Below are 12,322 nucleotides of genomic sequence, written 5' to 3' on the forward strand. Positions count from 1 at the left end.
CCGCAGGAATCCCCCCACGGACCCGACACGGCCCCCCAGGGCCTCCCACGGCCCCTCCGAAGGACCCCCCACCTCCGATCTCCGACCCCCGACCGGAAGGCGCTTCATGCGTTACGGAGTCCCCGCCGGGCTGCTCGCCGCAGCCCTCGGCCTGGTCACGGCGCTGACCCTCGCCCCCACCTCCGCCGCCGTCACCCCCGACACCCCCACCCCTGCCGTACTCGCCGCCGCCCCCGCGGCCTTCGCCCACCCCGGAGTCCTGAACAGCCGCGCCCAGCTGGACTTCGTACGGGCCAAGGTGCAGGCCGGGCAGCAGCCGTGGAAAGCGGCGTTCGACGACATGCTCGCGAGCCGGTACGGGTCGCTGTCCCGGACGCCCAAGCCGCGCGAGATCGTCGAATGCGGCTCCTACTCCAACCCCAACCTCGGCTGCACCGACGAGCGGGAGGACGCCATAGCCGCGTACACCGACGCGCTCGCCTGGTACATCACCCGCGACGCCCGGTACGCGAAGAAGTCGATCGAGCTGATGGACGCCTGGTCCGCGCGGATCAAGGACCACACCAACAGCAACGCCCCGCTGCAGAGCGGCTGGGCCGGCTCCACCTGGCCGCGCGCCGCCGAGATCGTCAAGCACACCTACACCGGCGGCTGGCCGGGCCAGGGGCGCTTCGCCACGATGCTGCGCGAGGTCTACCTGCCCGAGGTGATCGGCGGGAGGCCGAACAGCAACGGCAACTGGGAACTGATCATGATGGACGCCGCCGTCGGCATCTCCGTCCACCTCGACGACCGCGCGAGCTACGACAAGGCGCTGGCGGTCTACCTCGGCCGGGTGCCCGCCTACTTCTACCTGGCCTCCGACGGGCCGCAGCCCGTGTATCCGCCGCGCTCCACGATCGACACCAGGAGCGAGCTGATCGGCTACTGGCACAACCAGAGCACCTTCGTGGACGGTCTGGCGCAGGAGACCTGCCGGGACTTCGGCCACACCGGAATGGGCATCGCGGCGGCCATGCACGTGGCCGAGACCTCGCGCATCCAAGGGCGCGACCTGTACCCGGAGTTCAAGGACCGCTTCCGCCACGCGCTGGGCTTCCACGCCAAGTACGAACTCGGTGAGGCCGTGCCCTCCTGGCTGTGCGGCGGGAGTCTGGCCAAGGGGCTCGGTCCGGCGACCGAGGTCGGCTACAACGCCCTGCACACCCGGCTCGGCGTCACGATGGAGAACACCCGCCGGCTCACCGAGGGCCGCCGCCCGGCCGGAACCGAGAACCACTTCGAGGCGTGGGAGACGCTGACCCACGCGGAGAACCCGAACTGACGCATCCCTGACCCGCGACGCACCCCCGACCCCCGACGCACCCCGACGCGCGACCGCGGCCCCGCCCGATGACGGGCGGGGCCGCGGTCTGCCGTGAGGCTCAGCGGGTCTCGGCAGGCCTCAGCCGGCTTCCTTGACCTGCTCCGGGGTCGGCGCGGTGCCGCCGAGGTGGGCCGGCAGCCACCAGGAGTCCTCGGCGCCCTTGGGCTTGGCCGGGTAGGCGGCCTGAGCGGCGTCCAGCAGCTCCTGCACGCGTCCGCGCAGCCGGCGGGTGATGGCCCCGGCGTACTGGTCGGCGGGCGCCTCCAGCGGCTCGCCCACCCGCATCGTCACCGGGATGTGGCTGCGCTTGAGGTCCTTGGGGCGGCCCTTGGTCCACATCCGCTGCGTCCCCCACAGTGCCACCGGGATCAGTGGGACACCGGCTTCCTGGGCCATGCGCGCCGCACCGGACTTGAAGCTCTTGAGCGTGAAGGACTGGGAGATCGTCGCTTCCGGGAACACGCCGATGATCTCGCCGGAGCGCAGCGAGTCGAGGGCGTGCTGGTAGGCCGTCTCGCCCTGGGCGCGGTCCACCGGGATGTGCTTCATCGCGCGCATCAGCGGACCGGACACCTTGTGCCGGAACACCGACTCCTTCGCCATGAAGCGGACGAGTCGCTTCTGCGGGCGCGCGGTCAGCCCGGCGAAGATGAAGTCGAGGTAGCCGATGTGGTTCGACACCAGAACGGCTCCACCCTTGCGGGGGATGTTCTCGGTGCCCTTCATGTCGATGCGGACGTCGAGCGCACGGAAGAGGGTGTGCGCTGCTCCGATGACCGGGGGGTAGACGAGCTCAGCCATGGTGGGGAGACCCCGCTTTCTGCCTGGAGGTGCTCCCGGCCGGAAGTTACGGCAGCGTAGGTACGCGGCCATGGGGATCGTGCCCCATACGGGAGCCGCAGGCCAGCCCAGACGCCCGTGCCCGGCGAGATTCTCGTCACGCCGGGAATGCGGCGGGCCCGCGGGGCGCTCCGATCAGCGTATGACCGTACCGGGATGATGGGCGAGGGCCCGTACGGGCCGGGCGACGACGGAGCGGGGGGCGCGGGTGCGCACGGGCGAACGGGACGAAGGCGCGGGCGAAGGCCTGCTGGGCATCGCCGAACTGGGCGCGGAGCCGGGGGAGCGGGCCACGCTCGTGCAGTTCTCCAGCGCCTTCTGCCAGCCCTGCCGGGCCACCCGGCGGATCCTGGACGAGGTGGCGGCCATGGTCGGGGGCGTCCGGCACATCGAGATCGACGCCGAGAAGAACCTGGACCTCGTACGGGCCCTCGGCATCGAGAAGACCCCGACCGTCCTGGTCCTGGACGCGGCCGGCCGGATCGTGCGGCGGGCCGTCGGGATGCCGCGCAAGGCGGACGTGATCGCCGCCCTGGGCGCCGCCGTGTGACGCGGGCGCGAAACCCGCCCGGCCGCGGGCGCCGGGGGCGTCCGGTGAGCCGGTACGCGCGTCCGCACGCAGCGTGACGCGCCCTACATCTGCCCGTTGAGGCTTGACTGCGTACACGAGAGATCGCCAGGCTTGCGATATGCGGTATGAACTCCTGCTTTACGGACGGGGCACCTCCTGATGACGGCTCCGACTGCTCCGTCCCCACGGGCCGACGTGGGCCTGCCCGGCTCGCCCGCGCTGTTGCGCTCGGTGTTCCGCCGGCACGCCGCGGGCGTCGCCGTGATCACGGCCGAGAGCGGTGGCCGGCCGGCGGGCTTCACCGCGACCTCGCTCAACTCCGTCTCGGCCGACCCCCCGCTCCTGTCGTTCACCATCGGCACCGGGTCCTCCAGCTGGCCCGCGATACGGGACTCCGAGCACCTCGGGGTCCACATACTCGGCGAGCACCAGGGGGAGTTGGCGGGCCTGTTCGCCCGCAACGGGGCCGACCGCTTCGGGGCGGCGACCGACTGGGCGCCCGGCCCGCACGGGGTTCCGGTCCTGGGCGGCGTGCTGGCCTGGCTGGTGTGCCGGGTGGTGGCGCGGGTTCCGGCCGGCGAGCACCGGGTGATCATCGCGGAGGCGGTCGCCGGGGACCCGGCGGGGGACCCCGTGGGGGATCCGGCCGGCGAGGGCCGTCCGCTGCTGTACCACCAGGGGCGCTTCAACGCGTTGAGGGACTGAATCGTCCCTGCTGGGGCCGGTTCCGCCGGCGTTGGCCAGATCACAGTTCACCGGCCTTGCAACCTGGCGGCACCCGCTGTGTACTGACGAGTAACATTCCCGAACGGGGCGCGGGCCGCCCCGGCGGGAACGGCCCGAGATGGCGCCTATGCTGCCTGAACAAGGCGGTACCAGAAATGTCGATGCGGTAGGAGAGCCGGCGTGAGCCTGAGGATCGTTGTCTGTGTGAAGTACGTGCCCGACGCCACTGGCGACCGGCAGTTCACCGAAGACCTGACCGTCAACCGTGACGACGTCGACGGCCTGCTGTCGGAGCTCGACGAGTACGCCGTCGAGCAGGCGCTGCAGATCGCCGACGAGGCCGACGACGCGGAGATCACCGTCCTGACGGTGGGCCCCGAGGACGCGAAGGACGCGCTGCGCAAGGCGCTGTCGATGGGTGCCGACAAGGCCATCCACGTCGAGGACGACGACCTGCACGGCAGCGACGTCATGGCCACCTCGCTGGTGCTCGCCAAGGCGATCGAGAAGGCCGGTTTCGACCTGGTCATCGCCGGCATGGCCTCGACCGACGGCACCATGGGTGTCCTCCCGGCGATCCTGGCCGAGCGCCTGGGCGTCCCGCAGGTCACCCTGCTCTCCGAGGTCAAGGTCGAGGACGGCGTCGTCACCGGCCGCCGCGACGGTGACTCCGCGAGCGAGCAGCTGGAGGCTTCCCTCCCGGCGCTCGTCTCGGTGACGGACCAGTCGGGCGAGGCCCGCTACCCGTCCTTCAAGGGCATCATGGCCGCCAAGAAGAAGCCGGTGGAGTCCTGGGACCTGGAGGAGCTGGAGATCGAGTCCGACGAGGTCGGTCTCGAAGGCTCCTGGACCGCGGTCGACTCCGCGACCCAGCGTCCGGCCCGCACCGCCGGCACGATCGTCAAGGACGAGGGTGAGGGTGGGAAGTCGCTGGCCGCCTTCCTTGCGGAGCAGAAGTTCATTTAAGAACTGTCTGGCCGGCCGGAAGTTCATCCAGAGCTTCGGTCACCTCTCGATACCCCCTGACTACTTCGCATTCGCAGGAGCATCCCCATGGCTGAAGTCCTCGTCTACGTCGACCACGTCGACGGCGCCGTCCGCAAGCCCACCCTCGAACTGCTGACGCTGGCCCGCCGCATCGGCGAGCCCGTCGCCGTCGCCCTCGGCAACGGCGCCGAGGCCACCGCCGCCGTGCTCGCCGAGCACGGTGCCGTCAAGGTCCTCACCGCCGACGCCCCGGAGTTCTCCGACTACCTCGTCGTGCCGAAGGTGGACGCGCTCCAGGCCGCGTACGACGCCGTCTCCCCGGCCGCCGTGCTCGTCCCCTCCTCCGCCGAGGGCAAGGAGATCGCCGCCCGCCTGGCGGTCCGCATCGGCTCCGGCATCATCACCGACGCCACCGACCTGGAGGCCGGTGACGAGGGTCCCGTCGCCACGCAGGCCGCGTTCGCCGCGTCCTTCAGCGTCAAGTCCCGCGTCTCCAAGGGCACCCCGGTCATCACCGTGAAGCCGAACTCGGCCCCGGTCGAGGCCGCCCCGGCCGCCGGCACCGTCGAGGCGCTCGCCGTCACCTTCGGCGCCCTGGCCACCGGCACCAAGGTCACCTCCCGCACCCCGCGCGAGTCGACCGGCCGCCCCGAGCTGACCGAGGCCGCGATCGTGGTCTCCGGTGGCCGCGGCGTCAACGGCGCCGAGAACTTCCACATCATCGAGGCCCTCGCGGACTCCCTCGGTGCGGCCGTCGGCGCCTCGCGCGCCGCCGTGGACGCCGGCTGGTACCCGCACTCCAACCAGGTCGGCCAGACCGGCAAGTCGGTCTCCCCGCAGCTGTACATCGCCTCCGGCATCTCGGGCGCGATCCAGCACCGCGCCGGCATGCAGACGTCGAAGACGATCGTCGCGATCAACAAGGACGCCGAGGCTCCGATCTTCGACCTCGTCGACTACGGCGTGGTCGGCGACCTCTTCGCGGTCGTCCCCCAGCTGACCGACGAGATCAAGGCGCGCAAGGGCTAAAACCCTGCCGCAGGCGCTGACCTGCGGGTAAGTGGTCTCCGGGGCCGTGTGGTGTTTCTCACCGCACGGCCCCGAGTCGTTTGTCCAGGACGGCGGAGGGACCATTGACTGAGCGGAACCCCGTGACTAAATTCTGTAATGCGGATCTAAGATTCCGTGAAGCGGAAAAGAGGAGAGTGCACGATGGGTCAGCAGGAGAAGGTGGCGACGAGCCTCGCAGGCGCGGTCAGCGAGGGCATCAGCGCTTCCCTCAAGCCGGTGGACGCGGAACTCGCGCGCCACTACCCGGGCGACCCCGGCACCCGTCAGCCCATCCACACGGTCTACGTGCCCGGTGACGTCTTCGCGGCGGACACCATCCGCACCTGGGGCGACCAGGCCCTCGCGGCCCTCGACGAGCACGCCCCGGACGCCGCCACCTTCGCCAAGGTGCTCGGCATCTCCGACGAGCTGGCGGTACCGGTCTACGACCGCGTCCGCGCCAAGCTCGCCTCCGAGCCCATCGAGGACCTCCGCGTCGACTTCGAGGACGGCTTCGGCGTCCGCTCCGACGAGGAGGAGGACCAGGCCGCGGCCCGCGCCGCCCGCCTCGTCGCCGAAGCCTTCTCCAACGGCACGAACGCCCCGTACATGGGCATCCGGATGAAGTGCATGGAGTCCAACGTCCGCGACCGCGGCATCCGGACCACCGACATCTTCCTCTCGGGCCTGCTCGCGCACGGCGGACTGCCCGAGGGCCTGGTGCTGACCCTGCCCAAGGTCACCTACCCCGAGCAGGTCACGGCCTTCGTGCAGCTGCTGGAGGCCTTCGAGACCGCCCGCGGCCTGCGCCCGGGCCGGATCGGCTTCGAGATCCAGATCGAGACCAGCCAGTCCATCCTGGCCTCCGACGGCACCGCCGCGGTCGCCCGGATGATCGAGGCCTCCAAGGGCCGCGCCACCGGCCTGCACTACGGCACCTTCGACTACAGCGCCTGCGTCGGCGTCTCCGCCGCGTACCAGTCGAGCGACCACCCCGCCGCCGACCACGCCAAGGCGATCATGCAGGTCGCGGCCGCCGGCACCGGTGTGCGCGTCTCCGACGGCTCGACCAACGTGCTGCCGATCGGCACCACCGAGCACGTCCACGAGGCCTGGAAGCTGCACTACGGCCTCACCCGCCGCGCCCTGGCCCGTGCCTACTACCAGGGCTGGGACATGCACCCGGCGCACCTGCCGACCCGCTACGCGGCCGTCTTCGTCTTCTACCGCGAGGGCCTCGAAACCGCCGCCGCGCGCCTGAAGGCGTACGTCGCCAAGATCGAGGGCGACGTCATGGACGAGCCCGCCACCGCGAAGGCCCTGGCCGGCTACCTGGTCCGCGGCCTGGACTGCGGCGCCGTCGGTGCCGACGAGGTCACCGCCCTCACCGGCCTGACCCGCGCGGAACTCGACGCCTTCGCCATCCCGCGCCGCTCGGCGACGCTGACGGCGACCGCCTGAGGCGAGTAGCCCCGTACAAGGCCCGGCCGGCCTGCCCCCGGCCGGGCCTTCCGGCGTCTCAGGAGCCCCCTGCGAGCAGCCAGAGCCGCACGGTGCCGTCGTCGCAGGCGGCGGCCAGCAGGCTTCCGTCGGGGGAGAAGGCCGCCGAGGTGGCACCGGACTCGGCGCCGTCCAGGAGGCGGGCGAGGGGGAGGCCGCTCGCCCGGTCCCACAAGCGAAGGGGGGAACGGCCGGCAGGCCGCGACGCCGCTCCGCGTGTCCCAGACCAGGACCTGTTGCCCGACAACGGCGAGCAGCCTGCCGTCCGGTGAGAAGAGCACCTCGGCGCCGTGGTCCGGATTGCCGGACCAGCGGGGTCGTCCCGCGGGACGACCAGATCCCGGGCGGGGCGCCACCCGGGCCGAGGTCGACGCCCCAGGCCGGCATTCCACGCGGGACACCCAGGTCTGCTCGCTCCTCCCGGGTGGCCGGGTCCCACACGAGCAACCGGTTCGCGTCGCTCACCGCGATGATCAGTGAACCGTCGGGCGAGAACCGCACCCGGTCGAGGGCCACGGCGGCCGCCTGCGGGTGAGGCGCCGCCGCCCGCAGTGCCGGCAGGGGAACGGCGACGCGCTCACGCAGGGCTCCCGCCAGCGCCGCGGTCCCGCTGGAGGCCGGGGCCGACACGGGCGTCGGGTCCGGTCCGGCGCGGTGCAGGAGAACGATCTGATCGTCTCCGCCGGTCGCCAGCAACCGGCCGTCCGGGGAGAAGCACACGGCGTTGACGGTGTCGCCGTGCCCGAGGAGGTCGGGTCCGGACTGCCGGCCGGTTCTGGTGTCCCACAGCCGGGCCGTCGCGTCGTGACTTCCGGTGGCCAGCAGCCCGCCGTCCGGCGCGTAGGCCAGGGCCTCCACGTTGTCGGAGTGGCCGGTCATGACCGGTCCGACGAACTGGCCGGTAGCCGTGTCCCACTGCCGGAGGGAGGCGAATCCGTCGGTGGCAGCCAGCCGGCTGCCGTCCGCCGAGAGGGCGACGACCTCGGACAGCGTGCCGCCGGCGGCCAGGTTCGGGCCCACCGGGAGGTCCGCGTCCAGGCCTCGCACGTGCACCTCGTCGCCGTCGCGGACGACGCCGAACAGCCGTCCGTCGGAGAGCAACCTCAGCCTGCCGAGGTCCCGGGACCCGGTCCAGGGGCGGGGAGAGGGCAGTGGGGTCCAGGACACGGGGTCCCACAGGTCCACGACTCCGTCGTCCCGGAGCGTGACGATCCGGTCGCCGAGGGGAGAGAAGGCCACGTGGAGGACGGGGGTGGAGGACTCCCAGTAGCCGTTCGCCCGCACCCCCTCCGCCCGCCCCTCCGAGACGCTCCACAGTCGTACCGTGCCGTCGTTGCCGGCCGAGGCCACGGTCCGGCCGTCGGGGGAGAAGGCCACGTGCCGGACCAGGCGGGTGTGCCCGATGAGGCGTTGCGCGATCCGGAACTCCTCCGTGCCGGTCGGGGCCGTCAGGGTGGGCGCGGGGGTGGTGACCCGTCCGGGTAGGGTCCTCGCGCGGCGGACTCGGACGCGGCCGCAGGGGCCGGGGCCGGTGACGGCGCGCGGCGTCCGTACCCCGGGTCGAGGGCGGCCAGTTCCTGCCACCGCCGGCGCCACGCCTCCAACTCGGGCGCGCCGTGCGGGGGAACGGGCTGCTCCCGGCCGAAGGAGTCGTAGGCGTACAGGATCCGGACCAAGCCCATGAGCCGGTCCAGCCGCAGCAGGCGCTCACCGCGGAACGCGTCGCTCTGGGTGGCCACCGGAAGCCGGATGCCGGTCCCCGGCCGCTCCGCGCGGGCCGCGATCTCGCGGTACGAGTGCTTGCCGCGATCGATGCGCAACCGGCGCAAATCCGCCGCGAGCGCGGTGAGTTCATCCTTGAATACGGGCGCGTTCTCCATCGGTGACCAGGCTAGGGCCGTACGGTGCTGCTCCGCCGGACAATCCCGAACAGCACGGAACACCCGGGGCATCCGCCCGTGTCCGGAGCCGTTCGGGGCCGGTGCGGGTTCGTTCGGCCCGTGCGGTGCACAGGCCCGTGGTGCGCTGAAATCGGTGCATGACCACACCGGAGCCCCGTACGGGCGAGCACCTCGATCAGCACCCCGATCCACCGCTCCTGACCCTGCACGCCGCCGTCGTGCTGGTGGCCGCCGTGCTCGTCGGGTTCACGGCGGGCGGGCTGAGCCGTCTCGGCGGAGTGCCCGGCGCCCTCGCCGTGCTCGCGGGGCTCGGTGCCGCAGGCGGGGCCGTGCCCGTGCTGCGGGGGCTCATCCGGTGAACGGTGGGAGCTCGCCCGAGCCGCGGGGGATCAGGCGGGTGGGGAGTTCGATGCGGGCCGGGGGGAGGTCGGCGCCCGCCAGGCGCTGGAAGAGGCGGTCGGTGGCCACCCGGCCCAGGGCCGCGGCGTCCTGGGCGATGACCGTGATGCCGGGGTTCAGCAGGTCGGCGAGTTCGAAGTCGTCGAAGCCGACCAGGGCCACCGGGCGGGGCAGGGACGCGAGGACGCGTACGGCCGTGACCGTCACGCGGTTGTTCCCGGCGAAGAGGGCCGTGACCGGCTCCGGGCCGGACAGCATCGCCCGGGCGGCGGCCGAGACGCGCTCCGGGGCCGTCGTACCGAGGGAGACCCAGGAGCCGTCGACCGGCAGGCCGGCGTCCGCCATGGCCGCGCGGTAGCCGCGGAGCCGCTCGGTCGCCGTGTGGATGTGCGGCTGGTCGCCGATGAAGCCGATCCGGCGGTGGCCGCCCGCGATCAGGTGGGCCACCCCGTTCCGGGCGCCCCCGAAGCTGTCGGACAGGACGACGTCCGCGTCGATCCGGCCCGCCGGGCGGTCCACGAACACCGTGGCCACCCCGGCCTTGATCTCCGGCTCCAGGTAGCGGTGGTCGTTCCCGGCCGGGATCACCACGAGCCCGTCCACCCGGCGGGCGCACAGCGCGAGCGCCAACTCCCGCTCGCGCTCCGGGTCCTCGTCGCTGGAGCCGTTGATGAGCAGGGCGCCGTGGGCGCGGGCCACCTCCTCCACGGCCCGGTTGAGGGGGCCGTAGAAGGGGTCGGAGAGGTCCTCCAGGACCAGGCCGACGGTGGCGGTACGACCCTTGCGCAGGACGCGCGCACTGTCGTTGCGGCGGAAACCGAGCGCGTCGATGGCCTCCTGGACCCGCTTCTCGGTGTCCGGGGTGACCCCCGGCTCCCCGTTGACCACGCGGGACACCGTTTTGAGGCCCACGCCGGCCCGGGCCGCCACGTCCTTCATGGTCGGCCGGTTGCCGTAGAGCGGCTCGGACGGGCGGCGGGTGTGGGGCACGGTGTCGGACCTCCGGAAGGACGGGCGCTGCGGCGCTGCGGGCCCGGCACTGCGGACAGGCCCCTGACCTTGAGGATAAGCACTCGGCGGAGCGCCGGGGTTTCCGTGGCAGGGTGGTGCGGGCAAGCCACTGGGGGCATCGGGAGAGGGGTAGACGTGATTGTCTGGATCAACGGCACCTTCGGCGCCGGGAAGAGCAGCACAGCGCGCGAGCTGACCGGCCTCCTGCCGGAGAGCACCTTGTTCGACCCGGAGTTCATCGGTGACGCGCTGCGCGTGCTGCTGCCGCGCAAACGCCTCGCGGAGGTGTCCGACTACCAGGACCTGCCGAGCTGGCGGCGGCTCGTCGTGGACACGGCGGCGGCGATGCTCGCGGAGCTGGGCGGGGTGCTGGTGGTCCCCATGACGCTGCTGCGGCAGGAATACCGCGACGAGATCTTCGGCGGGCTCGCGGCGCGCAGGATCGCGGTGCGGCACGTGCTGCTCGCCCCGGAGGAAACGATCCTCCGGGAGCGGATCGCGACCCGGGAGGAACCCGGGGCGGCGGCGGACGCGGACCTGCGGGTGCGGCAGTGGGCCTACGACCACATTCCGGCCTACCAGCACGCGCTGGGCTGGCTCGCGGCCGACGCGCACGTCATCGACAACGGGACCCTGACCGTACGGGAGACGGCCGAGCGGATCGCCGAGGCCGTACGCACCGACACGGCCCGGGTCTGCGACATCGTGCAGACCCCGCAGCCGACGCGCGAGACGGTCGCGTCCGGGGTGCTGCTCTTCGACGACGCGGACCGGGTGCTGCTGGTGGACCCGACGTACAAGCCGGGGTGGGAGTTCCCCGGCGGGGTCGTCGAGGCCGGGGAGGCCCCGGCGTGCGCGGGGGTGCGGGAGGTCGAGGAGGAACTCGGGCTCGTACTGGAGCGCCTCCCGGAGCTCCTGGTCGTGGACTGGGAGCCGCCGGGCCCCCCGGCGGGCTACGGCGGCCTGCGGCTGCTGTTCGACGGGGGCCGGCTGTCGGCGGCGCAGACCGGACGGCTGCGGCTGCCCGGACCGGAGCTGCGGGCCTGGCGGTTCGTGACGGAGGAGGAAGCGGCGGACCTGCTGCCGCAGGTGCGCTACGAGAGGCTCCGGTGGGCCCTGCGGGCCCGCGAACGGGGCCGGGCGGCGTACCTGGAGGCGGGACGGGCGGTTCCGTAGCGAGGAGTGGGAAGGGGGCGGGGAGGGGCCGGGAGGGACCCAGGCCTCGTCCCCGTTGGCCGGATCAGGCTGTCGGGGCCGCTGCTGCCGCTCGGGCCGCCGCCAGGAGGGTGGCCGCGGTGTCCGAGGTCAGGGGGTCGCCGTGGCCGAAGCAGGCCACCGAAGGGGCCAGCGCGGCGAGGCGGAGCATCGACTCGACGGCCCCGGCGCGGTCCACGTTGAAGACCCCGAGCATCACCTGGCCGACACCGGCGACGCAGTCGCCCGTGAACAGCACGCCGTGTTCCGGGAGATGGACGCCGATGCTGCCCGGGGTGTGACCCGGAGCGTGCACGACGACCGCGCCGTCGCCGAAGGGGAGTACCTCGCCGTCCTCGACCTCCCGGTCCACCCGGGTCGGCGGTGCCTGTCGAACCGTCAGGCCGTGTGCGTACAGCGGGAGTTCCCAGTCCAGCAGCACCGGCTCCGGGACGGGCCGCTCGCCGCGGATCACCGGCGCGTCGAGCGCGTGCGCCAGTACCTCCGCGCCCCGGCGGGCGGCGAGTTCGCCCGCCGCGCCGACGTGGTCGCGGTGGCAGTGGGTCAGGACGATCCGCTCCAGCCGCTCCGGCAGCAGCCCGAGGGACCGTATCGCCCCTTCGATCGCGTCCGCCGAACCGGCGTGACCCGCGTCGATCAGGGTCAGGGCGTCACCGTCGCGCCAGAGGTAGGCCTGGCCGATGGGGTAGCGGAGCATGTACAGGCGGTCGGGGACGACTTCTACGAGATCCATCACCCGAACGTACGGGGGCGGAC

Annotated in this window: 13 protein-coding genes and 1 pseudogene; 8 read left to right on the plus strand and 6 right to left on the minus strand. The window is 72.7% G+C overall.

Annotation, left to right across the window (positions count from 1 at the left end; translation table 11 throughout):
* Positions 1-106 precede the first annotated feature (106 nt).
* Positions 107-1,324, plus strand: coding sequence for an alginate lyase family protein (locus AC3IX6_RS34735; protein WP_489367244.1), 1,218 nt, complete (start codon positions 107-109; stop codon positions 1,322-1,324).
* Positions 1,325-1,444: 120 nt separating this feature from the next.
* Here AC3IX6_RS34735 and AC3IX6_RS34740 read toward each other — a convergent pair whose 3' ends face one another.
* Entirely contained in the window at positions 1,445-2,167 is a 723-nt protein-coding gene (locus AC3IX6_RS34740) for a lysophospholipid acyltransferase family protein (RefSeq protein ID WP_489367245.1), read from the minus strand.
* 247 nt (positions 2,168-2,414) lie between these two features.
* Between AC3IX6_RS34740 and AC3IX6_RS34745 the strand changes: the two genes are divergently transcribed.
* The 5 genes from AC3IX6_RS34745 (at position 2,415) to AC3IX6_RS34765 (ending at position 7,001) form a co-directional block, all read left to right on the plus strand.
* On the plus strand, positions 2,415-2,756 hold the full coding sequence (locus AC3IX6_RS34745; RefSeq protein WP_489367246.1) for a thioredoxin family protein: 342 nt from the start codon (positions 2,415-2,417) through the stop codon (positions 2,754-2,756).
* Between the two features lie 180 nt (positions 2,757-2,936).
* Complete coding sequence (locus AC3IX6_RS34750; RefSeq protein ID WP_489367247.1) at positions 2,937-3,482, plus strand: flavin reductase family protein; 546 nt, start codon at positions 2,937-2,939, stop codon at positions 3,480-3,482.
* A 201-nt stretch (positions 3,483-3,683) separates the two neighbouring features.
* Positions 3,684-4,469 (plus strand): electron transfer flavoprotein subunit beta/FixA family protein, encoded by a 786-nt coding sequence (locus AC3IX6_RS34755; protein WP_489367248.1) that lies wholly within the window; start codon positions 3,684-3,686, stop codon positions 4,467-4,469.
* Between the two features lie 87 nt (positions 4,470-4,556).
* Positions 4,557-5,519, plus strand: a complete 963-nt coding sequence (locus tag AC3IX6_RS34760) for an electron transfer flavoprotein subunit alpha/FixB family protein (RefSeq protein WP_422520894.1) — start codon at positions 4,557-4,559, stop codon at positions 5,517-5,519.
* 183 nt (positions 5,520-5,702) lie between these two features.
* Entirely contained in the window at positions 5,703-7,001 is a 1,299-nt protein-coding gene (locus AC3IX6_RS34765; protein WP_250738901.1) for a DUF6986 family protein, read from the plus strand.
* 58 nt (positions 7,002-7,059) lie between these two features.
* Here AC3IX6_RS34765 and AC3IX6_RS34770 read toward each other — a convergent pair whose 3' ends face one another.
* From AC3IX6_RS34770 to AC3IX6_RS34780, 3 genes and pseudogenes are all read right to left on the minus strand, one after another.
* Entirely contained in the window at positions 7,060-7,215 is a 156-nt protein-coding gene (locus AC3IX6_RS34770; protein ID WP_489367249.1) for a hypothetical protein, read from the minus strand.
* Positions 7,216-7,712: 497 nt separating this feature from the next.
* A pseudogene (locus tag AC3IX6_RS34775) lies at positions 7,713-8,492 on the minus strand (WD40 repeat domain-containing protein); the annotation flags it as partial.
* Positions 8,489-8,920: a hypothetical protein gene (locus tag AC3IX6_RS34780; RefSeq protein ID WP_489367250.1), complete on the minus strand. Its 432-nt coding sequence runs from the start codon at positions 8,918-8,920 to the stop codon at positions 8,489-8,491. The pseudogene AC3IX6_RS34775 and the gene AC3IX6_RS34780, both read right to left, overlap by 4 nt.
* 158 nt (positions 8,921-9,078) lie before the next feature.
* Between AC3IX6_RS34780 and AC3IX6_RS34785 the strand changes: the two genes are divergently transcribed.
* Positions 9,079-9,300 (plus strand): hypothetical protein, encoded by a 222-nt coding sequence (locus AC3IX6_RS34785; RefSeq protein WP_489367251.1) that lies wholly within the window; start codon positions 9,079-9,081, stop codon positions 9,298-9,300.
* Here the strand turns inward: AC3IX6_RS34785 and AC3IX6_RS34790 are convergent.
* Complete coding sequence (locus AC3IX6_RS34790) at positions 9,290-10,279, minus strand: LacI family DNA-binding transcriptional regulator (RefSeq protein ID WP_489371652.1); 990 nt, start codon at positions 10,277-10,279, stop codon at positions 9,290-9,292. The genes AC3IX6_RS34785 and AC3IX6_RS34790 overlap by 11 nt on opposite strands.
* Before the next feature lie 207 nt (positions 10,280-10,486).
* On the opposite strand from AC3IX6_RS34790, the gene AC3IX6_RS34795 reads away from it, so the two are divergent.
* Positions 10,487-11,527 (plus strand): NUDIX hydrolase, encoded by a 1,041-nt coding sequence (locus tag AC3IX6_RS34795; protein WP_489367252.1) that lies wholly within the window; start codon positions 10,487-10,489, stop codon positions 11,525-11,527.
* Between the two features lie 64 nt (positions 11,528-11,591).
* Here the strand turns inward: AC3IX6_RS34795 and AC3IX6_RS34800 are convergent, their stop codons facing one another.
* Positions 11,592-12,299, minus strand: coding sequence for an MBL fold metallo-hydrolase (locus AC3IX6_RS34800; protein WP_489367253.1), 708 nt, complete (start codon positions 12,297-12,299; stop codon positions 11,592-11,594).
* Positions 12,300-12,322 lie beyond the last annotated feature (23 nt).

Source organism: Streptomyces sp. GL_141 (assembly GCF_057834385.1).